Source organism: Serratia sp. P2ACOL2, assembly GCF_003691565.1.
Taxonomy (GTDB): Bacteria; Pseudomonadota; Gammaproteobacteria; order Enterobacterales; family Enterobacteriaceae; genus Serratia; species Serratia liquefaciens.
The window spans coordinates 5,454,624-5,476,458 of the sequence record NZ_CP033162.1; the positions used below are offsets into that span (position 1 = coordinate 5,454,624).

Sequence of the window (21,835 nt, forward strand, 5' to 3'; positions counted from 1 at the left end):
GAGGATCCTTAAAGGCGCGGCGTGTGCCGCGCGATCGGTTAGCCGAACAGATAGCGGTTCATCAGGTTTTCGAGCTGTTCCTGACGGCCGCTGACGTGCTGCGGCGCCAGTGCATGGCCTTCAGCGTACTGCGCCAAGGCTTCGAGCGACAGTTTGCCCTGCAAAATTTGCTGGCCCAATTCACCATTCCAGCCGGCATAGCGTTTCGCTACCTGCTGATGCAACTGGCCGTCAGTCACCATTTTTGCCGCGACCTTCAGTGCCAGTGCCATAGTATCCATGGCGCCAATATGGCCATAGAACAGATCGTACTTGTCGGTGCTTTGACGGCGGACTTTGGCATCGAAGTTCAACCCACCGGTGGTGAATCCCCCGGCGTTGAGAATTTCGAACATCACCAGCGCGTTCTCTTCTACGCTGATCGGGAATTGGTCGGTATCCCAGCCCAGCTGTGGGTCACCCCGGTTGGCATCGACAGAGCCGAAAATGCCCAGCGCAATGGCGGTGGCGATTTCATGGTGGAACGAATGGCCTGCCAGCGTGGCGTGGTTGGCTTCGATATTCACCTTGATCTCTTTTTCCAGGCCGAACTGCTTAAGGAAACCATAGACGGTGGCGACGTCGTAGTCGTACTGATGTTTGGTCGGTTCCTGCGGTTTGGGCTCAATCAGCAGGGTGCCCTGGAAACCGGTTTTGTGTTTATGCTCCACCACCATCTGCATAAAGCGGCCAATTTGCTCACGTTCCTGGCGCAAATCGGTATTGAGCAAGGTCTCATAGCCTTCACGCCCGCCCCACAGCACGTAGTTTTCACCGCCCAGGCGCTGGGTGGCGTTCATGGCGGTGAACACCTGGGTGGCTGCCCAACTGAAGATTTCCGGATCCGGGTTGGTGGCGGCCCCGGCGCCATAACGCGGATGGGTAAAACAGTTGGCGGTGCCCCACAGCAGTTTCACGCCGCTGCTGTGCTGCTTTTCTTCCAGCACGTCGGTCATTACCGCAAAGTTGTGCAGATACTCTTTCAGCGAGGCACCTTCCGGTGAGACGTCTACGTCATGGAAGCAGTAGTAAGGTACGTTCAGCTTGTGGAAGAACTCGAACGCCACGTCGGCTTTGCGTTTGGCCAGCGCCAGCGCGTCGCCCGGCTGCTGCCAGGGACGATCGAAGGCACCGACGCCGAACATGTCCGCGCCGTTCCAGCAGAAGGTATGCCAGTAACAGGCGGCGAAACGCAGATGTTCCGCCATGCGCTTGCCAAGCACCAGTTCATCCGGATTGTAGTGATGAAAGGCCAGGGGGTTATTGCTGGTTGGGCCTTCGTAGCGCACTTGCTCAAGCTGATCAAAATAAGGTTGCATTATCGACTCCTGGGTAGCAATGCCCGAGTTACGGGATGGCTTTATCTTCGGAGTTTGCGGCAGACGGCTCAATTACGTTATTTCACACTTAAATTCACAGAATTATTAAATGTGCGGCAGATCCCATAATAAGGGTTTAACCGTGCTTTATTTAAGGCTTCTTTCATTTTTATTTGTCGATGTGCTGTTTTACAGCGTGAAAGCATGACCGCCATCATAAAAATAACATTAAACCAAAAATCGTAATTGGCCGGTAAAAATCAGTAATTGCCGAAGTATAAATAAGCGACAACAATCTGCTCGAAGCTGTGTAATCGGCCTATTTCAATTACCTTCCTTATGCTTTAAATAACAAAGGTATATAAGATGAAATTTAAACCTGTGTTCCTTTCTGTCTGCGCGCTGCTGGCGCTGGCCAGCCAACCGGCGTTCAGCAAAGAAGTCAAAATCGGCATGGCGATCGATGACCTGCGCCTGGAGCGCTGGCAAAAAGACCGCGATATCTTCGTCAGCAAAGCCAAGTCGCTGGGGGCAGACGTGTTTGTCCAATCCGCTAACGGCAATGAAGAAACCCAAATGGCGCAGATCGAAAATATGATCAACCGCGGCGTCGACGTGCTGGTGATTATTCCTTATAACGGCCAGGTGCTGAGCAACGTCATCAGCGAAGCCAAACGGGAAGGCATTAAGGTCCTGGCTTACGACCGCATGATCAATAACGCGGACATCGATTTCTACATCTCCTTTGATAATGAAAAGGTCGGCGAATTGCAGGCGCAAAGCCTGGTGCAGCGGGTACCGCAGGGCAATTATTTCCTGATGGGCGGCTCGCCGGTGGATAACAACGCCAAGCTGTTCCGCCAGGGCCAGATGAAGGTGCTGCAACCGCTGATCGACGGCGGGAAAATCAAGGTTGTGGGCGATCAGTGGGTTGATGGATGGCTGCCGGAAAACGCATTGAAAATCATGGAAAATGCGCTGACCGCCAACAATAACAAGATTGACGCGGTGGTGGCTTCTAACGATGCCACCGCCGGCGGCGCAATTCAGGCGCTTGCCGCACAGGGCCTGGCGGGCAAAGTGGCCATTTCCGGCCAGGACGCCGATCTGGCGGCGGTGAAGCGTATCGTCGCCGGTACCCAGACCATGACGGTCTATAAGCCAATCAGCAAACTGGCCGATGAGGCTGCGGGCATTGCCGTGCAGCTGGGCAAGGGCGAACAGCCGAAAACCAACGCCAGCTTAAATAACGGCAGCAAAGAAGTGCCCTCCTGGTTATTAACGCCGATCCCGGTGGATAAAGCGAATATCGACAGCACTATTATTGCCGACGGTTTCCACAAAAAAGCCGACATTCAATAATTCCGAAAGCCGGTAATGTGGAGGGAATAATGCCCAACCTATTAGAAATGAAAAATATCACCATGCAGTTCGGTGCGGTTAAGGCGGTGGATAATGTCAGCCTGAAACTGGAAGCTGGCCAGGTATTATCGCTGTGTGGTGAGAACGGTTCGGGAAAATCCACCCTGATGAAAGTGCTGTGCGGAATATATCCACACGGCAGTTATCAGGGAGATATTTATTTCTCTGACGATTTATTGACGGCGAAAAATATTCGCGACACCGAGCAGAAAGGTATTGCCATCATTCACCAGGAGCTGGCGCTGGTAAAGCAGATGACGGTGCTGGAAAACATGTTTCTCGGCAATGAATGGCGCCGCTACGGGGTGATGGATTATGACGCCATGTACCTGCGCTGCCGACGTATGCTGGCGCAGGTCAAACTGGAGGTGGATCCCAATACGCCGATTGGCGAACTCGGGTTGGGGCAGCAGCAACTGGTGGAGATCGCCAAGGCGCTGAACAAACAGGTTCGGCTACTGGTATTGGATGAACCTACGGCTTCGCTGACGGAAAGTGAAACCGCCACGCTGCTGGCGATCATCGGGGATCTGCGCGATCACGGTATTGCCTGTATCTACATTTCGCACAAGTTGAACGAGGTGAAGGCGATCTCGGATCTGATCTGCGTGATCCGCGATGGCAAGCACATCGGCACCGGTCCGGCGGCGGAAATGAGTGAGGACGACATTATCGCCATGATGGTGGGGCGAGAGCTGACCGAGCTGTATCCGCAACAACAGCATGAGATAGGCGAGGTGATCCTGCAGGTGGATAACCTGACCGCCTGGCATCCGGTTAACCGTCAGGTTCGCCGAGTGGACGATGTCTCTTTCAGCCTGCGGCGCGGCGAAATACTCGGCGTTGCCGGGCTGGTCGGCTCAGGGCGTACCGAAACCATGCAGTGCCTGTTCGGCGTCTACCCTGGTCGTTGGCAGGGCAGCATTACCCTCAATGGTCAGCCGGCCACTATCAACAACTGCCGTCAGGCGATGCGCTACGGCATTGCCATGGTGCCGGAAGACCGCAAGCGTGATGGCATCGTCCCCGTGATGGGCGTCGGGGCCAATATGACGCTGGCGGCGCTGAGTGATTTCAGCGGCATGCTGACGGTGATCGACGACGCCCATGAACAGGCAACCATCCGCCAGTCGCTGGCGCAGCTGAGGGTGAAAACCTCCTCGCCAGAACTGGCCATCGCCCGCTTGAGCGGGGGCAATCAACAGAAGGCGATTCTGGCCAAGTGTCTGCTGTTGAAGCCGAAAATCCTGATTCTGGATGAGCCGACGCGCGGCATCGACATTGGTGCAAAACAAGAAATCTATAAATTAATCAATCAACTGGTACAGCAGGGGATTGCGGTGATCGTGGTTTCTTCCGAGTTGCCGGAAGTGCTGGGATTAAGCGATCGGGTGTTGGTGATGCACCAGGGGCGCATCAAGGCTTCGTTGATCAACCGCGGTTTGACCCAGGAACAGGTGATGGAAGCCGCTTTGAGGAGTGAAACAGATGTCGAAAAACACGCAGTCTGAAGCGTTGGTAGCGGCAAGGGTGGAGAAAAAAACGACGGTGAAGCTGAAATCCATCAATTTGCAGGTGTTTGTAATGTTGGCGGCGGTAGTCGTCATTATGCTGTTCTTTACCTTTACCACCGAAGGGGCCTATCTCAGCGCGCGTAATATCTCCAACCTGCTGCGCCAGACGGCGATCACCGGCATTTTGGCAGTCGGAATGGTGTTCGTGATCGTTTCGGCGGAAATCGATCTGTCGGTCGGTTCGATGATGGGGCTGCTGGGCGGCGCGGCGGCGATTTTTGACGTCTGGTTCGGTTGGCCGTTGCCGCTGACCATCGTGGTGACGCTGGTGGCCGGTCTGCTGTTGGGGGCCTGGAACGGCTGGTGGGTTGCCTATCGCAAAGTCCCTTCGTTTATCGTCACTCTGGCGGGGATGTTGGCCTTTCGCGGCATCCTGATCGGTATCACCAATGGCACCACGGTGGCACCGACCAGCAGCGCCATGTCACAAATCGGTCAGAGCTATTTACCGGGTGGGCTGGGTTTCGGTATCGGTGCGGTGGGGCTGATGCTGTTTGTGGCCTGGCAATGGCGGCGGCGCAGTCGACGCGTACAGCTGGGGTTGCCGGTAGCCACGCCGACCGGTGACGTAACCCGGCAGAGCATTTTGGCGCTGCTGGTACTCGGCGCAATCTATTTGCTCAACGACTATCGCGGGGTGCCTACGCCGGTGCTGATCCTGACCGCGCTGATGCTGGCGGGGATATTTATGGCCACCCGCACCGCCTTTGGCCGTCGGATTTACGCCATCGGCGGCAATATTGACGCTGCGCGCCTGTCGGGCGTCAACGTCGAGCGCACCAAACTGGCGGTGTTTGCCATCAACGGTCTGATGGTGGCGATTGCCGGTCTGATCCTCAGTTCGCGGCTGGGCGCCGGTTCGCCTTCGGCGGGGAATATTGCCGAGCTGGACGCCATCGCTGCCTGCGTGATTGGCGGCACCAGCCTGGCCGGAGGCATAGGCAGTGTGGCCGGGGCGGTGATGGGGGCGTTTATCATGGCCTCGCTGGATAACGGCATGAGCATGTTGGACGTACCGACTTTCTGGCAGTACATCGTCAAGGGGGCCATTTTGCTGCTGGCGGTGTGGATGGATTCCGCCACCAAGCGCCGGGCATAAGAATATATCCTTCATACTTGAAGCTGCATCTGTGTTGGCTACACTCACTCACCCGAATCACTTACTTTAGTAAGCTCATCGGAATGAGTTCCTTTGCCGCCTTGATACGACTCCAATTATTTTGGATATAGCGCCCGCGGTCACAGTTATGAGGTGATGCTTGCTGCTCTCGCAGAGAATACCCTGTAGTTTCAAGTTGCAGCCAGGCGACTCACTCGCCATCCCCAGACAGGGTAGGGGCGCTGCATGCTGCGCCCGCCTTAATTGGGGCGAATTTATTCGCCCCCTACCTTCACTGGGGGTTACTGGGGATACCGCATGTTCGAAAAGCGCTTTCGCATTACGTTGCTGTTCAACGCCAATAAAGTGTATGACCGCCAGGTGGTTGAGGGCGTTGGTGAGTATTTACAGGCTTCACAGTGCGATTGGGACATCTTTATCGAAGAGGATTTTCGTTGCCGCATCGACAACATCAAGGACTGGCTGGGCGATGGGGTGATTGCCGATTTCGACGACCGTGAAATCGAACATTTGCTGCATAACGTCAGGGTGCCGATCGTCGGTGTGGGCGGCTCTTATCATCGTGATGAGGATTACCCGCCGGTGCATTACATCGCCACGGATAATCAGGCGTTGGTTGAGGCGGCGTTCAGCCACCTGAAGGAAAAGGGCATTAATCGCTTTGCCTTCTACGGCTTGCCGAGCGAAGGCGGTAAACGTTGGGCGCAAGAGCGTGAACATGCTTTCCGTCAGCGGGTGGCGCTGGAGCAGTATCAGGGCGTGGTCTATCAGGGCATGGCCACTGCGCCGGAGAATTGGCAATACGCCCAGAACCGGCTGGCGGACTGGGTACAGACGCTGCCGCAGCAGACCGGCATCATCGCCGTGACTGATGCCCGGGCACGCCATCTGCTGCAGGTTTGCGAACATCTGGACATTGCGGTGCCCGAAAAGCTATGCGTCATCGGCATCGACAATGAAGAGCTGACGCGCTACCTGTCGCGGGTGGCGCTGTCTTCCGTGGCGCAGGGCACCCGCCAGATGGGCTACCGTGCCGCCAAGCTGCTGCATCAGTTGCTCGATCGTCGTGAGCTGCCGCTGCAACGTATTCTGGTGCCGCCGGTGAAGGTGATCGAGCGTCGTTCCACCGACTTTCGCTCGCTGCGTGACCCGGCGGTGATCCAGGCCATGCATTATATTCGCCATCACGCCTGTAAGGGTATCAAGGTCGAACAGGTGCTCGATGCGGTAGGGCTGTCGCGTTCCAATCTTGAAAAACGCTTCAGAGATGAAACCGGCGAAACCATCCACCATGTAATCCATCAGGAAAAGCTGGATCGGGCCTGTAACCTGTTAAAGGCAACTTCATTGACCATCAACGAGATTTCGCAGATGTGCGGCTACCCCTCACTGCAGTATTTTTACTCGGTATTCAAGAAGGGTTACGACATGACGCCGAAAGATTACCGCGAGCGTTACGGTGAGGTCGGGTATTAGTGCTTGCTTGTTTAATGTAGCTTTGTTGGCTACATTTGTAGCTAATAAGGCTACATAGAGAAGCACCATGTACGACTCTTTGCTCGATCTTTTATTCAGTGAATATCGACGAAAAGTGCTAAATCTGCTGCTAATGCAGCCGGAGCAGGCATTTCATGTGCGCGAAATTGCGCGTCGGACCGCAACTCAGGCCGGTACTCTACATAAAGAGTTGAGCAAGTTGGCGCTGGGCGGCATTCTGCTAAGACTGCCCCAAGGGAAGCAGATTTATTATCGCGCTAACCCCGACTGCCTGATTTTTGCAGAGTTGGTAGCGATTTTCCGCAAAACCTCTGGGGTGGCCGCACGTTTGCGGCAGGTATTATCCGAGCTTAATGCTGAGCTTGAGCTGGCGTTTATTTTTGGTTCGATCGCCAGTGGTAAAGCGACGGCAGACAGTGACATAGACGTCCTGATCGTCGGTCACTTGTCTTTTTCTGAGGTGATCAACGCGTTTTACCCGTTACAGCAGGAACTGGGTCGAGAAATTAACCCCAAGCTGTACTCGCCGGCAGAGTGGCAAATGGCTTTGGCGGAAAACTCAGCCTTTATTCAGGATATTATGAGTAAGCCCCAGCTAAGGATTTTGGGAGGCAAGGATGACGTTAGACAACCTGATAGGTCTTGGCCTGGAGGCGATACAACCTGACGCGGGCGCCATCAGAAAATTACTCTCCGCCGCTGCGCGTAACCAGCATGATGCCAGCATCACTTTGCCTAGCAATGAAACACGTTTTGATGCGGCCTATAAAGCGGTTATGCAAATTGCCAATGCTGCTCTGCAGGCGGAAGGTTTTCGGACTTCGACAAATAAACCTGGTCATCATCAGCTAATGATTCAATCGTTGCCGCTTACCCTGGGTATCTCGCGTGAAGCAATGATCTGTCTGGATGCTTTGCGAAAACAACGCAATATCGCTGATTACTCAGGTGATTTAGTGACGGATGCAGCAGTGTACACCTGCCTGGAACAAGCCGAGGCACTGTGGTTGGCGATTAATGATTGGTTGTCACTCAAACATCCGCATCTTTTGGAATAGCCTGTTCACACTAATCCGCAAAACGCCTTCAGCCGTTCGGCCAGTGCCGGGGTGGCGGCGGGGGCACCGTCGCGGTAATACAGCGCCAGTTCGATGCTGTCGATCGGCGGTAACCCTTCGGCGATGCCGAGCACCCGGTGGCTGGGCAAGCGACAGCTCGCTGGCAACAGCGTGACGCCCAACCCGGCGGCGGATGCGGCGGTGAGAGCCGCCAGACTGGCACTGCTGTAGCCGATGCGCCAGCGCTTGCCAAGGTTATCCAACGCCTGGCACAGGTCATCGCGGTACAGGCCATTGAGCGGGAACACCGCCAGCGGTACCGGGGATTGTTCGATGGCCGGAAAGGCCAGGCTATCCAGCCACAGTAGCGGCTCCGGCCTGGCGGCGCGCGGAGGTTGACTACGACGCTGTTTCACCAGGATAAGGTCCAGTTCTTCACGGGCATAGGCGCTGTGCAGATCGGCGCTCAGGCCGCTGGTGACGTCCAGCCGCAGGTGCGGGTGCGCCCGGCTGAATTCCGCCAGCAGTTCCGTAGTTGGCGCCGCGAAATCCTCCGGCATCCCCAACCGCAGTACGCCGTCGCGCCAGATACCGGTCAGGGCGTCGTGTGCCTCTTCATTCAGTGCGATGATCCGCCGCGCATAGCTCAACAGTTTGACGCCTTCCTCGGTCAGCAACACTTGATGAGAGGAGCGCTCAAACAGCGGTTTACCGAGCATCTCCTCCAACCGACGCACCTGCTGGCTGACGGTGGACTGCGATAAAAATACCCGGTCCGCGGCGCGGGTGAAGCTACCGCTGTCGCACACGGCGACAAAGCTGAGCAATAACTGCGGATTGAACATCGGGTAGCGATTCATTTTCCCACTGCTGGCTATTTTATTATTTAATTTCCCAATACTAGCGGCGTTGCCTAGAGTAATGCAACGCTGCGGCGTACAGGTTGTGACGTCGCACTCTTCACCCCGGAAGTTCAGGAATAGACCGTGTTAAATCATTTTATTGCTCCCCCTTTCTTACGCCGCTGGTTCAATCCCCTGCTGTGGGTACTGGTGCTGATTGGCTTGAATATGCGGCCGTTGCTGACGTCTATTGGCCCGCTGCTGCCGACGCTGCGCCAGGCTACCGGGCTGAGTTTTGGCGGCGCGGCCCTGCTGACCACCTTGCCGGTGTTGATGATGGGGCTGATGGCGTTGGCTGGCGGTGCCATCAACCGTTTGTTCAGTGAACGCACCAGCGTTGTCCTGAGTTTGCTGGCCATTGGCCTGGGTGCTGCCTGGCGCGAGCTGGCACCGGGCAGCACGCAGTTGATGTTGAGTGCAGTGCTGGGCGGGCTGGGGATTGGCGTTATCCAGGCGGTGATGCCCGGTATTATCAAGCATCATTTTCTCAAGCAGATGGCGTTGGTGGCCGGGCTGTGGTCGGCGGCGCTGATGGGCGGCGGTGGGCTGGGGGCGGCGATTACCCCCTGGCTGATGAGTGTGGGCCATGACTGGCATAGCGCGCTGGCCTGGTGGGCAGCGCCGGCGCTGGTGGCGTTGATCGCCTGGTGGCCCGTCAGCCGAGGTTTGGCACGCCTGACGCCATCCGGTACTGCTCGCGGACCGAGCTTATGGTGCAGCCGTCGCGCCTGGTTGCTCGGTGCCTATTTCGGTTTGATTAATGGCGGCTACACCAGCCTGATCGCCTGGCTCCCCCCTTATTACATGCAGCTCGGCTGGCAGCCGCAGGCCAGCGGGTCGCTATTGGCGCTGATGACCTTCGGCCAGGTCGTGGGGGCGCTGCTGTTGCCCGCCTTGGCGCGCGCTACGGACCGCCGTCCGCTGTTGTTGCTGGCGCTGATCATGCAGTTGGCAGGTTTCATCGGCCTTATCTACCTGCCGCAAACGCTGCCTTGGCTGTGGGTACTGCTTTCCGGCCTGGGGCTGGGCGGTGCATTCCCGCTGTGTCTGGTGCTGGCACTCGACCATATTCCGCACCCGGCGGCGGCGGGGCGACTGGTGGCGTTTATGCAGGGTATCGGCTTCCTGCTGGCGGGTACGACGCCGTACATTTCCGGCCTGTTGCGTGATTACAGCGGTGGCTTTGTGCTCGATTGGCAAATTCACGCACTGCTGGTGGTGGTGCTTATCGCCATCACCTGGTGCTTCCATCCGCACAGCTACCGGCGAGCGTTCGCCGAATAATATTTCTGTCATTGCGGCTCCCTATAGTGACGTTGCTTTTACTTCTGGGCGATAACAACAAAAAGGGAACCATGACATGCACATCACCAAAACTCGTCTGGCGCTGTTGGCTGGCTGTATGGCGCTGAGCGGTAACCTGTGGGCTGACGCCCAACCGGTGTCTGCGACGCTGGCCGGGCATGCGATACTGGCGGTAAAATCCAGTATTGCGGCGCCACAGGATGCTCCCACCGATTTGCAACAAAGCGGTAAGTACACCAGCGGCAAACGCGTGACGGAACTGGGCAGCGTGGCGGGAAAATCCGCCGATCGCATGACCGGTATCGGCCTGCCGATCGCGGGCCAACCCCTTCAGGGCCATTCCGGTATCAAGCACATGCCTGACGGCACCTACTGGGTGTTGACCGACAACGGCTTCGGCAGCAAAGCCAACTCACCGGATGCGATGCTGTACCTCAATCACTACAAAATCGACTTTGACAACGGCACGGTGACGCCGCTGAAAACGGTATTCCTGCACGATCCTGACCAGAAAGTGCCGTTCCATATCGTCAATGAGAGCACCGACCAGCGTTACCTGACCGGCAGTGACTTCGACCCGGAAAGCTTCCAGTTCGCCGACAATGCCCTGTGGATCGGCGATGAATTTGGCCCTTACCTGATCAAGGCCGATCTGGACGGTAAGGTTTTGGCGGTGTTCGACACCAAGGTGGAGGGCAAGGTAGTCAAATCGCCGGATAACCCGACGCTGACCCTACCGGGTGCACCGGATGGCAAACAGAACTTCCAGGTGGCGCGTTCCAAGGGTTTTGAGGGCATGGCGGCATCGCCGGACGGCAGCAAGCTGTACCCGTTGCTTGAGGGCGCGCTGTGGGATGGCGAAAAGTTTGAAAACCGCGATGGAAAACGTTACCTGCGGGTGCTGGAATTTGACGTGAAACAGCAGGCCTGGACTGGCCGCAGCTGGCAGTACGTGCTGGAAGACAATCAGAACGCCATCGGCGATTTCAATATTATCGACGCTACCCATGGCCTGGTGATTGAGCGTGATAATGGCGAAGGTACGCCGGACAAAGCTTGTGCGGCGGGTGCGCCAACCGACAACTGCTTCAGCCAGGTGGCGAAGTTCAAGCGGGTATATAAAATCGCTTTTTCTGATGCCAACGTCGGCAAACCGGTCGATAAACTGGCTTATATCGACCTGTTGAACATTCAGGACCCGAACAAGTTGGCGCGCAAACCGCTGAACAACGGTGTGCTGACCTTCCCGTTCTTCACCATTGAAAACGTCGACGTGGTGGACGGCAGTCATATTATTGTCGGTAACGACAATAACTTCCCGTTCTCCTCCAGCCGCCAGCCGAACATGGCGGATGACAATGAATTTATCCTGCTGGACGTCAAAGATCTGTTGAAGCCGTAATTCTGCCGGCCTCCGGTATTTTTGCCGGGGGCCGCCGCTATTTCCCTCTTAGCGCTAAGGATAAACTGCGCTATAATCAGGCTCTTGCTTCTGACTCCCGAAGGAAGATCCTCGTCCCCGGTGGGGCGGCCGGACTTCAAATCCGGTTGGGGCCGCCAGCGGTCCTGGGCAGGTTCGACTCCTGTGATCTTCCGCCACTCTCCAGCGTAAACCCCTTCGGAGCAGCCAATGACCTTCTGCCGCGATGGCTTTATCCCCACGGTAACCGACTTCTCATTGCAGGATGCGTTCACGCCTGTGCTGACAGCGTTGGTCGCAGGCTTGCCGAGCCATTTCCCCGACTTGATCCACTGTATTTATCTCTATGGCAGTGTGGCACGCGGGCAAGCGACACCGGGGGAGTCCGATTTGGATATCACCTTGTTGCTGAGTCGGCGGGCTACTGACGCTGAATTGGCGCTTATTGAGCAATGGCGTGAGGATTTCCAGCAACATCAGACGATAGTCAGTAAGGTGGATTTTGATATTGGCACCCTCGATGAAGCGCTAAATCCCGCCAATCGCTATAGCTGGGGCTATTGGTTGAAACACCATTGCCGCTGTCTTTGGGGAAATGACGTAAGCAACGTATTGCCACTGTTCCGGCCAGATCGTCGTATTGCGCGGGCGGTAAATGCCGATCTGCGCACCGTGCTGGAAGATTATGGTGTGAAAATCTCGGGCGGGTCTCGGGTTGCTGAGCTGCAACGACTCAAACGCGAAGCGGCCAGAAAGCTGATCAGAGCAACTAATATGCTGCGTGATCCTGATAGCCTGTTTTGGCCGATAGCGCTTGATGATTATGCCGAGCAATTATTAGCGCGGCATCCTGATAAGGCTACAGAAATAGATTATCTGCTGGCACATGCTATCAATAATGCTAATGACGCTGAGTTTACCGAGCGAATGATGGACTTTCTTTGTTGGCTTGAACGTCAGCAATAAAGCCGCCCCGAAGTGGCGGCTTATAACTTAAGGCTTAGGCGTACTGGGTTAACTTCCAGGTAGCCGCCTTATTATTGTAGGGCGGCATGGTATTACCTTTCGCGATGGGGGCGGTGGTTGATGGTGTGCCCACGACCTTCCAAACGCCGCTTTCCGGGCATTTTTGCCCTGTTGAAGCAGTAGTACCAAGGGGGGATCTGGTCATCATGATCTTTCCTTAATCAGTGCGGCGCTACCCTAGCACCGCTAATAAAGATATTTACAGGTTCCTGTAGATATTCAATCCCATAAGTGAAATACAAGACATTAGTTTGATATTAGTGAATGCTGGAGTTGATTTTTTAAATTTAAAGATATTTAGCCATTGTTTGTTTCGATATATAAATAATTTATATCATTTTCATTGCACTATTTTATTTATATATATGTTGATGAGTAATCTTAATTGATTATTATTAAATGGTTGGGGTGTTTATAAAATAGTCCAATATATAATAAATTAAAATAGCGCAGTGGACTCGGCTCAAAGACGTTATCTCTGGCGAACACCATTCTTTGCACTGACGCTGATCGTCTAGTCAAACAGGGGCTGGTCAACAGCGTCAGCGCAGATGAATTTGAAAGGATAAATTAGCAGTGTTAAAGTAAGGATCCCGGTCAGCAGTGATTTTTCGTATACCCTGTCTGACCGGAAATTTTTCCCTGGTGTTGGCTGTGTTGGCTACCTGACCGTACAGGTCAGGTTTTTTTTCCAGTGCCTAACGAGACTCATTATATGTTGCGGTTCCAAATCCGTAAGTTGTACTTAAGTACCATCTATACCTAAACTTAAGTTCAGGTTCGATCACCAAAGGGAAAGTCTGACCGCCACGGAGCCTGTATGTTTTCTATCTTCAATGAAAATCAAACAATAACGGAAACGCTCCGGGATCATATCGACAGAAAGCTGTCTCCACTCGGTAGCCCGGAATACGCTTATACTGTTGTTAGAAAAAAAATCCGTCAGATGTGCTTATTATTTCCAGTTATCCTGACGAATGGGTAGACCTCTACCGCACCAATAATTTCCAACTCACTGACCCGGTGATACTGACAGCATTCAAACGCACTTCGCCCTTTGCATGGGACGAAAATATCACTCTCATGTCAGATTTGAAGTTCACCAAAATTTTTTCCCTTTCCAAGCGGTACAACATCGTTAACGGATTTACCTTTGTGCTGCATGACCATATGAACAACCTGGCGTTGTTGTCTGTCATTATTGCCACCAACGGACAAGGGGAGCTGGAAAAAAGACTCTCATCTGATCGTGGGGCCATGCAGATGTTGCTGATCGACATTAATGAACAGATGTATCGTCTCGCCGGCTCCGCTTCATCTACTGGCCATAAGCATCAGGCAGACACGGATAAACCCATTTTTACTCCACGGGAAAATGAGGTGCTGTATTGGGCCAGTATGGGAAAAACATACGGAGAGATTGCCGCCATAGCGACTATTTCGGTTAGTACGGTGAAGTTTCATATGGGTAATATTGTGGTCAAGTTAGGTGTTAGTAACGCCCGGCAGGCTATCCGACTGGGCGTTGAGCTGGAACTTATAACTCCGGCAGCGACAGCGGCCAGGTAATAACGGTAACCGCTGGACAATTAAGCCCGGAGATAATTCCTGACGCCATTTGGTTCTGGTCCTCTGGCTCAGTTGGGAGTACCACCAGGTAAATACGCTCGTGTTCGCTGAGGAAGGCTTCTTTGAGTACACGGATTTGCCATCCGGAGCGCTTAAGGATCCTAAGCATCGCTCGGCTTACGATGGTATGAATAGCATTGTACTTATGGTGCAAAGCCCAATTAATCATGGCCAGAAACAGGGCTTGACTGACTGGGTACCGCTCGCCTAGCAACCGCCGAGCATGAGCTTTGTCGACAAAAAAACGGCTTGATTCGACCCCTTCTACAGGGAGCTTAACGCTGTCAAAACAGGCGCGGAATGTGTGGGTTATCATGTTGGGCTGGCTCAGTGCGGTGAAACGCACGCTGCAGACCAATTGTCCGTTGCACAAGCCGAGAATATAGCGCGTGCCGGAGTTATCAAACTCATCGAACTCCATATCAAGGTTACATGCTACGTCCCAACCTAGTCGGTCACTGAAGGTTTTTTTTCTCAGCCGGTAAAGCTCGCTCGAGTGTGTCGTTTTCAGCTCTTCGTAGCTGACATCAAATAATTCAAGCATTCCATGACCCTTTTATTATTGGCGTAAATATATTACGTATTTCAAACAGTCTGCGAGTATTCTACAAAAATTTTAAGCTAGCTGATGAAAACAAGGTCATATCGGGAGATAAAAAACAACTTTGGTGATGAAATTTTTGCCTTTCACAATGACGTTACTCCCAAGTAAATCATAAGGCACTGTTTATGGATTTGGCAGACATGGGGTAAATCTTGGAACAGAGGGCACAGGCTAATAATTATTGAGCTATGCCAAATCAATAAATCACCCGTCCTTAAGTAGTTAAAAATGATCCTAAACGGGTAATAACTCATTATTTCCAAATGGGCATAATTATAATAAGCCTCGCGATCAAGCCTTCAAAGAGTCTGCTTGCCATCTTAGTTACCCCGCGGAAGGGCAGCTCTCCGCCAACTGAGTCAACCCCTCACGTTCTTGTCGGAACGAAACCTTGCCCTGATCCAGCGTGACCACAAAAATGCTGTCGAAGTCGCTGCCTGGCCATTCGGGCACCAAACTGGCGTCGCCGCCGCGCGCGGCAACGATGTTCTTCACTGCCTTATCGAGATTCTTGTGCTCCCAGGCGATGAAGATGCGCGAGTTTTGGTACTTATCGCTGAGCAGCTCCTGCTGCAGCCCGGCGATGTCATCGGCGTGGAATTGAATGCCGATCGGCAGTCCGACACGTACCGCGGTGGGCATAATGGTCGACAGCGCTCGCAGCGAACTGCCGGTCTTATTCTCTTTGGGCCCGGCGGCAAAGATAAAATCAGGTTTGCCATAGCGGTCCAGTAGCACGTCCGGCAGTGCCAGCGCGCGATTGAGCCCTTTGCAGGTTAACTGCCCGCTGTCGTTGGCGGGTTTCTCCCCGTGCCGCACGAAGATCAGCGTTTCCTGTGCCAGTGCGCTTTGGCTGAGCAGCAGCAACGCCGCTAAACCGCCCAGGATTTTGTTGCCGATTTTGTTAAACATCCTCAACCCTTATGTAATGGCCTGCTGATTTCTGAGCGCTTTTCGTCACGTTACTCGCTATCATAACTGGCGTGACAACAAGGCATGCCGCGCTGATGCGGTGCCTCTGGGATAATTAAATACTGACCTAAGGAAGGATTTACAATGAAAAACATTTTCTTTTTTGATGCGATGCTGACGCCGAAAATCATCACCGGCGTGTACTGGCTGTGCCTGCTGGGCATCATTGTTGGCGGGATTGGGTCGATGTTCTACGGTGAGTTCTTCCGCGGCCTGTTTGCGATCATTATCGGCGGCGTGTTCACCCGCGTTTGCTTCGAAATGATCATCATTGCGTTTAAAAATAATGAGTACCTGCGCAAGATTGCCGAAAAGCCTTAATTAAGTAGTAAACGCCGGGCCATGCCCGGCGTTTTGTTATTCCCCCAGCGTTATCGCCAGCCGTTCCCTCATTAATTCAATAAAATTCTCCGGCACGGTTCTCGCCGTTGGCGAGCGTAGCGCCTGGCTCCAGACCGGCTCCGGGAAATGTGAGTCGTCGAGGTAGCGCGGGATGATATGCCAATGCAAATGGGGCAGTGCGGTGCCCAGGCTGGCGATATTGATCTTCGCCGGCGTCAGCAATTGCCGTAGTTGCGCTTCAACCTGAGCGACCACGGTCATGATGCTGTTGCGCTGATCGTCACGCAAATCGCTCAGTTCGGCGATATGCTCATGCCAGACCACCCGACACCAGCCGGGGAAAGGGCTGTCGGCAATGAAAATGGCCCGGCACAGCGGGTTTTGCCACAGCAGGATTTCATTGGTTGGATGGCAGTAAACGCAGGATTCATTGTTCATTTTTATTCTCCCGCCGCGGTTTTGGGCGCAGCGAAGCTCCCGCCGCGCATTAGCGCAGCATGGATTCAGTATGGAAGAGAGCGGAGCCGTAGCCCCGCAGGAGGTTACGTGTTAATGACCGACTGACGGCGCACCAGGCTAGGCGCGAATAAAAATTCCTCCACCGGCAATTCAGGGTTTTCCAGCCGACCAATCAGCCGATCGACGATTTTCACCGCCATCTCGCGCAGCGGCGGCGCCACTGAGCTAAGCGCCGGGTTAAACAGCTCGGACAGGAACATGTTATCGATGCCGACAACTGAAATATCCTCGGGCACCCGCACACCAAGCCGCTGGAAGGCAGAAATCATGCCGATGGCCAACATGTCGTTCAGCGCCACAATGCCGTCCGGCCGGGGGGCACTCTGGCAAATTTGTTCGGCCAGCGTCTTGCCCAACTCGGCCATTTCAGCATCGCCGTAGGCGAACTGCGCCTTGCCTTCGATCACCCAGGCCGGCAGCCCTGCGTTTTCCAGTGCCTGCCGGTAACCGGCAATTTTGTTGGCGCGGCTGCTGGTCATGCCGGAAGCGGTAGCGAAGGCGATACGGCGGCAGCCTTGGGCTATCAGATGCTGTGCCGCCATGCTGCCGGCGGCGCAATTATCCATCGACACGCTGTCGATCGGCAGCGCCGCCTCGCCAGGGGCGGCCAGGGTGCGCTCGTCGTAGTTAATCATCACCAGGCCGCGTTTCAGGGCATCGCGAAAATGGGGGCGATCGTAAAACGTGGAGGCAACTACTACGCCGCGAATGCCTAACGCCAGCAGATCGTCGAGAAAACGGATCTCTTCTTCCTGTTGGCGATGGGTATCGCCCAGCAACACCTGATAACCATAGTTTTGCTTGGCCGCCAGCTCAATTTCGCGCACCAGCGCAGCGAAGCTGGGGTTGACGATGGACGGTACCAGCAGGCCCAGCATTTTGACCTGCCCGGTTTTAAGCTGCTGCGCGGCGCGGTTTGGCTGGTATTGCAGCGCCGCCATCGCCTGTTCAATACGGGCCAGCGTATCCTTGCGCATCTGATCGACTCGGCCGTTCAGCACGTTGGATACCGTACTGACCGACACCCCGGCATGACGTGCCACATCACGTATATTCGCCATCACATTCCCGTTTTGCATTAACCCATTACCCCGACTTTATCACGTGGCCGAAAGTGAGTCACAGACCCTTAGGGCGCGAGTTGACCGCCGTTGACGTCGATAATTTGCCCGGTGATATAGCCGCTGCAGTTATGCGAGGCCAGGAACAGGTAGGTGGGCGCCACCTCTTCGCTGCGGCCAAAGCGGCCCATCGGAATGGAAGCGCGCATTTTACCCAGCACTTCGTCGCTCTTGCCGTGATGGAAGGCGGTGTCGATGCTGCCCGGTGACACGATATTGAAACGGATATTGTCCTGGGTGAACTCCTTCACCCAGTTGCGGTGGATATTGTGCAGCCAGGCTTTGGCGCTGGCATACAGCCCGGCGCCGATCCCGCCGCCTTCGCGTGCAGCAATGGAGCCGGTGCTGATGACGCTGGCGGTCGTCCCGTTCTCGCGAGCCGAAGCGCGCAGGTGAGGGATAGCAAATTTGGTCACCATCAGCGCCGAGCGGCAGTTCAAATCCATCACTCGATCAAAAAACTCGTCGTCTATCGCTTCCAGCCCGTTGCGACCGCCCAGTCCACCGGCGTTGTTGATCAATATATCGATGCCGCCAAAGCGGGCGACAAAGGCTTCCACCAATGCCTCACAGCCGGCGGAGCGCGACAGATCGGCCGAGAAGAATGCGCATTCACCGGGGAAAGCGGCGATCTCTGCCGGTGGCTCACTGCGCAGGCCGTTAATGCCTACCTTGGCGCCGTGCCGGGCGAACAGGGCGGCGGTCGCCAGCCCGATACCGGCGGTGGAACCGGTGATCAATACGCGTTTGTCGGTTAAATCAGAGAACATGGTGTGACTCCTTGCTTGAGAAAATCAGTAGCCCAGCCGCGTCGGCAACCAGGTGGAGAGCGCCGGGAATAGCGCGATAACGATGATGCCGAACAGCACGATCAGCAGGTATTTGGCCATAGGTTTAATCACGTCCTGCATCGGAACGCCGCAGATGGCGCAGGTGGTGTACAACCCCAGGCCGATCGGCGGGGAAAACAGGCCGAAACCCATCGCCAGAATCATCACAATGGCGTAGTGCAGCGGGTTGAAGCCGAGCTGGGTGGCGATAGGCACCAGGATCGGCGCAAAGATAATCAGCGCCGGAGCGCCCTCCAGCACTGCGCCGAAGATAATCAGGATGACAATCGACAGCAGCAGGAACAGCCACGGGCCGTAGTCTGCGCCGATGGCGACCAGCAGCTGTGCGCACTGCTGTGGGATCATCTCGATGGTCAGAGCGAAGGACAAACTGGTGGCACAGGCGACGATAAACAGCAGCATGCCGGACAGCGCAGCGGTGTCGACAAACAGCTTCAGGGTAGCTTTCAGCGTCAGCTCACCAAAGGCCAACCGCCCGACCACGATGGCGTAGACCACCGCGAAGGCGGAGATCTCCGTGGAGGTGGCGATGCCGGCCACCACCCCCTTGCCGATCATCAAAATCATGACCAGACCGACGGCGGCACCGATCAGCAGTTGGCGCGTCGGCATCCGTACCGGATAGGCGTCATCGACGTTGATGCGTTTGCCGAATATCACGGCGGCAATCAGCAGCAATATCAGCAGGCACAGGGCCGGGATCAGCCCGGCGATAAACAGGGCGCCAATCGAAATGTTGGCGATAAAGCCCATGACGATCAGGTTGACGCAGGGGGGAATGGTCTCCGCCATAATGGCCGAAGCGGCGAATACCCCGGCAGACTCTTCGGCAGGTTGGCGAGCCCGGCGTACCGCCGGCATCAGCACGCCGCCGACCGTGGCGACGTCCGCCAGTTTGGAACCGGAAATGCCGGAGAAAAACGCCATCGACAAGATCGTCGTCATGTTCAGGCCGCCGCGATAGCGCCCCATGCCGCGCACGATCAGCTCTACCAGCCGTGACGACATGCCGTTGACTTCCATCACCGCGCCCGCCAGCAGAAAGAACGGGATCGCCAGCAGCACGAAATGGTCGACACCGGCGGTGACCTGCTGGGCAAAGAACACGAACGGCAACGATGGATCGCTGAGGAAAAACACCATCGCCGACATGCCGAGGGTAAAGGCGATCGGTACGCCGGAGACAATGCCCAGAATAAAGCAGGCCAGCATCAGCGCGGCGGGCAGCGAGCCCAGTCCGGTTGCGGTATGCAAGCTTAGGTAGCCCGCGGCACCCAACAGCGCGACGACGGCGGCGCTGGTTAACACCACTTTCAGCGGCGCCTGGCAGGCGTGGTCGAGCGCGCTGACCAACATCACCGCGGCACCGATAAATACCGGCACCACGAAAATTGCCTGCGGCAGGCCGTGCTCGGTGGTCTGCGGCAGCGAAATGCCGACCAGGCTAAAGCTGGATACCGTCAGCCCCAATGCCACCAACACCAAAACCCAGCGGCTGGCATGCATCACATACGGCCGGGTGGCTTCCGGTAGCCAGCGCAGAAACAGATCGACACCAATGTGTCTGCCGCGCCCGGTGGAGGTGGCGACGCCAAAGAACACCAGCGTCACCATCAGCGCACGCGCCACTTCTTCGGCCCATTCGATCGGGCTGTGTAGAGCGTAGCGCCAGACGACCGAAGCGAATACCACCACCACGTTCACCAGCAGCGCCAGTGCGCCGCCCCAGGCGGTAAAGCGGGTCAGGGCGCGGCTTAACTGCGTCAGGATAGCCACTTTTTTCACGCTCATTTCAAGGGTTACAGGAAGGGTCATAGCAAATCCTCCGCCGGGGCGCGTTACGGCTGCGCTGCGGCATGAATGGCGTCCAGCACCGCTTTGGCCTGTGGATACTTGGCGGTAAACGCCGCCTGCAGCGGCAGGGCTTGCTGGCGGAAATAATTGCGGTCGGTTTCGCTGAAAATCACGCCGGCGGCTTTCAGTTTTTCCATGGCCTGAATTTCTTTTTCCGCCGCAATTTTGCGTTCATAAAGGGTGGCTTCGTTGGCAGCGGCCAGCACCTCGTCACGCAAGTCTTGCGGAATGCGCTGGAAAGCCGCCTGGCTGATGGTAGCCACTATCGGGTTATAGATATGACGGGTCAGCGTGGCGTTTTTGGCGATCTCGTAATACTTGCTGGTGTACACCGTGGCGGCATCGTGTTCTACGCCGTCGATCACCCCCATCTGCAGTGCGGAGTAAACCTCACCGCCGGGCATTGGGATTGCCGTAGCGCCCATGCTTTTCAGCGTGGCGATGAAATTGGGGGCCGGCAGCACCCGCACCTTCATCCGATTAAGATCCTGCGGCGACTGCAGCGGTTTTTTACTGTAAATGTTGCGTGCCCCTAGGCTGAAACCGTAGCCCAGCACTTTGATGTTGCTTTGTTTGGCCAGCATGGCGCTCAGCAACTGGCCTGCCTGACCGTCGAGCGCCTGACCCAGCTGTTGGTTGTCGTTAAACAGATAGCCCAGATCGAGCACGCCGATTTCGGGCACCAGCGTGCCCCAGATAGAAGTCCCGGAGATCATCATATCGATCGCGCCGATACGCACCTGCTGCACCGCATCGGCTTCTTTTCCGAGCATGCCGTTAGGGAAATAGTTGAGGGCAATTTTACCCGGCAGACGCTGCTCCAAATTCTGCTTGAAGCGGTTGAACCAGATGGCGTGTGCGGAGTAGCCATCGTCGGGTAACGATGAATAAACCCGCAGGCTGACTTCGGCAGCATTGGCGCGCAGCGGCAGGGTAAACAGCATAAATAACAACGTGATAAACAGGCGTGGCGTTAAGCGACATGTCATTGATTTCATGAGCCTGGCTCCCGATCGCAGACAGCCTGCGATGCTGGTAGTGAAGATGATTCCCCTGCTGGGCAATGCGGTAGGGACAGGGGGGAACGGGACGATACTTTGTGTCTTAATCTTTAACTGTAACGTTTTAGTGTATCGTTACAGAAAACCTACAAACATTCGGTTGGCAGATCAATTTTTATCCGTGAAAAAGGCCGGGAAATGCACGTTCTGTGAGCAGCCTCTAAAAATAGGCCGCTTGAGATTCGCGATCGGCGGGCTGC

At 55.4% G+C, this 21,835-nt stretch carries 19 protein-coding genes, 1 tRNA gene and 1 pseudogene; 12 read left to right on the forward strand and 9 right to left on the reverse strand.

The window, feature by feature from the left end; all coding sequences use genetic code 11:
* Positions 1-38: 38 nt before the first annotated feature.
* Positions 39-1,358, reverse strand: a complete 1,320-nt coding sequence (xylA, locus tag EBA31_RS26115) for a xylose isomerase (RefSeq protein WP_115057926.1) — start codon at positions 1,356-1,358, stop codon at positions 39-41.
* 366 nt (positions 1,359-1,724) lie between these two features.
* On the opposite strand from xylA, the gene xylF reads away from it, so the two are divergent.
* The 6 genes from xylF to EBA31_RS26145 all read left to right on the forward strand — a co-directional run bounded on the left by xylF (position 1,725) and on the right by EBA31_RS26145 (position 8,029).
* The gene (xylF, locus tag EBA31_RS26120; RefSeq protein WP_020824692.1) at positions 1,725-2,720 is read left to right on the forward strand and encodes a D-xylose ABC transporter substrate-binding protein; all 996 of its coding nucleotides are present in this window, start codon (positions 1,725-1,727) and stop codon (positions 2,718-2,720) included.
* Positions 2,721-2,749: 29 nt separating this feature from the next.
* On the forward strand, positions 2,750-4,291 hold the full coding sequence (locus EBA31_RS26125) for a xylose ABC transporter ATP-binding protein (RefSeq protein ID WP_020824693.1): 1,542 nt from the start codon (positions 2,750-2,752) through the stop codon (positions 4,289-4,291).
* On the forward strand, positions 4,269-5,453 hold the full coding sequence (gene xylH / locus EBA31_RS26130; protein WP_122080523.1) for a xylose ABC transporter permease XylH: 1,185 nt from the start codon (positions 4,269-4,271) through the stop codon (positions 5,451-5,453). The genes EBA31_RS26125 and xylH overlap by 23 nt, the downstream gene beginning before the upstream one ends.
* 318 nt (positions 5,454-5,771) lie before the next feature.
* Entirely contained in the window at positions 5,772-6,950 is a 1,179-nt protein-coding gene (gene xylR, locus EBA31_RS26135) for a D-xylose utilization transcriptional activator XylR (protein ID WP_020824695.1), read from the forward strand.
* Between the two features lie 67 nt (positions 6,951-7,017).
* Positions 7,018-7,638 carry a nucleotidyltransferase domain-containing protein gene (locus EBA31_RS26140; RefSeq protein ID WP_122080524.1) on the forward strand — a complete coding sequence of 207 codons (621 nt, stop codon included), beginning with the start codon at positions 7,018-7,020 and terminating at the stop codon, positions 7,636-7,638.
* Positions 7,589-8,029 carry a DNA-binding protein gene (locus tag EBA31_RS26145; protein ID WP_122080525.1) on the forward strand — a complete coding sequence of 147 codons (441 nt, stop codon included), beginning with the start codon at positions 7,589-7,591 and terminating at the stop codon, positions 8,027-8,029. The genes EBA31_RS26140 and EBA31_RS26145 overlap by 50 nt, the downstream gene beginning before the upstream one ends.
* Positions 8,030-8,034: 5 nt before the next feature.
* On the opposite strand, the gene EBA31_RS26150 is transcribed toward EBA31_RS26145, so the two are convergent.
* Positions 8,035-8,889 (reverse strand): LysR family transcriptional regulator, encoded by an 855-nt coding sequence (locus EBA31_RS26150; protein ID WP_020824698.1) that lies wholly within the window; start codon positions 8,887-8,889, stop codon positions 8,035-8,037.
* 126 nt (positions 8,890-9,015) lie between these two features.
* On the opposite strand from EBA31_RS26150, the gene EBA31_RS26155 reads away from it, so the two are divergent.
* The 5 genes and pseudogenes from EBA31_RS26155 (at position 9,016) to EBA31_RS26170 (ending at position 14,251) form a co-directional block, all read left to right on the forward strand.
* Positions 9,016-10,215 carry a cyanate transporter gene (locus EBA31_RS26155; protein WP_020824699.1) on the forward strand — a complete coding sequence of 400 codons (1,200 nt, stop codon included), beginning with the start codon at positions 9,016-9,018 and terminating at the stop codon, positions 10,213-10,215.
* 76 nt (positions 10,216-10,291) lie between these two features.
* Entirely contained in the window at positions 10,292-11,638 is a 1,347-nt protein-coding gene (locus tag EBA31_RS26160) for an esterase-like activity of phytase family protein (protein WP_122080526.1), read from the forward strand.
* A 102-nt stretch (positions 11,639-11,740) separates the two neighbouring features.
* Positions 11,741-11,835 (forward strand) — tRNA-Sec (locus tag EBA31_RS26865).
* 31 nt (positions 11,836-11,866) lie between these two features.
* Entirely contained in the window at positions 11,867-12,622 is a 756-nt protein-coding gene (locus EBA31_RS26165) for a nucleotidyltransferase domain-containing protein (RefSeq protein ID WP_020824701.1), read from the forward strand.
* Between the two features lie 880 nt (positions 12,623-13,502).
* Positions 13,503-14,251, forward strand: a pseudogene (locus EBA31_RS26170) (LuxR family transcriptional regulator).
* On the opposite strand, the gene EBA31_RS26175 reads toward EBA31_RS26170, so the two are convergent.
* Positions 14,220-14,855, reverse strand: coding sequence for an acyl-homoserine-lactone synthase (locus tag EBA31_RS26175; RefSeq protein ID WP_122080527.1), 636 nt, complete (start codon positions 14,853-14,855; stop codon positions 14,220-14,222). The pseudogene EBA31_RS26170 and the gene EBA31_RS26175 sit on opposite strands and share 32 nt — an antisense overlap.
* A 384-nt stretch (positions 14,856-15,239) precedes the next feature.
* The gene (locus EBA31_RS26180) at positions 15,240-15,827 is read right to left on the reverse strand and encodes a histidine phosphatase family protein (RefSeq protein ID WP_122080528.1); all 588 of its coding nucleotides are present in this window, start codon (positions 15,825-15,827) and stop codon (positions 15,240-15,242) included.
* Positions 15,828-15,971: 144 nt separating this feature from the next.
* Here EBA31_RS26180 and EBA31_RS26185 point away from each other — a divergent pair, with 144 nt between their 5' ends.
* Entirely contained in the window at positions 15,972-16,208 is a 237-nt protein-coding gene (locus EBA31_RS26185) for a DUF4282 domain-containing protein (RefSeq protein ID WP_020824704.1), read from the forward strand.
* Between the two features lie 36 nt (positions 16,209-16,244).
* Here the strand turns inward: EBA31_RS26185 and EBA31_RS26190 are convergent, their stop codons facing one another.
* The 5 genes from EBA31_RS26190 to EBA31_RS26210 form a co-directional block, all read right to left on the reverse strand.
* A complete protein-coding gene (locus tag EBA31_RS26190; RefSeq protein WP_020824705.1) occupies positions 16,245-16,667 on the reverse strand; it encodes an HIT family protein in 423 nt (140 codons plus the stop codon).
* 104 nt (positions 16,668-16,771) lie between these two features.
* Positions 16,772-17,809, reverse strand: a complete 1,038-nt coding sequence (locus tag EBA31_RS26195; protein WP_122080529.1) for a LacI family DNA-binding transcriptional regulator — start codon at positions 17,807-17,809, stop codon at positions 16,772-16,774.
* A 68-nt stretch (positions 17,810-17,877) separates the two neighbouring features.
* Complete coding sequence (locus EBA31_RS26200; RefSeq protein ID WP_122080530.1) at positions 17,878-18,639, reverse strand: SDR family NAD(P)-dependent oxidoreductase; 762 nt, start codon at positions 18,637-18,639, stop codon at positions 17,878-17,880.
* A gap of 24 nt (positions 18,640-18,663) precedes the next feature.
* Positions 18,664-20,535 (reverse strand): TRAP transporter large permease subunit, encoded by a 1,872-nt coding sequence (locus EBA31_RS26205; protein WP_122080531.1) that lies wholly within the window; start codon positions 20,533-20,535, stop codon positions 18,664-18,666.
* 23 nt (positions 20,536-20,558) lie between these two features.
* Positions 20,559-21,572 carry a TRAP transporter substrate-binding protein gene (locus EBA31_RS26210; protein ID WP_122080532.1) on the reverse strand — a complete coding sequence of 338 codons (1,014 nt, stop codon included), beginning with the start codon at positions 21,570-21,572 and terminating at the stop codon, positions 20,559-20,561.
* Between the last annotated feature and the right edge of the window lie 263 nt (positions 21,573-21,835).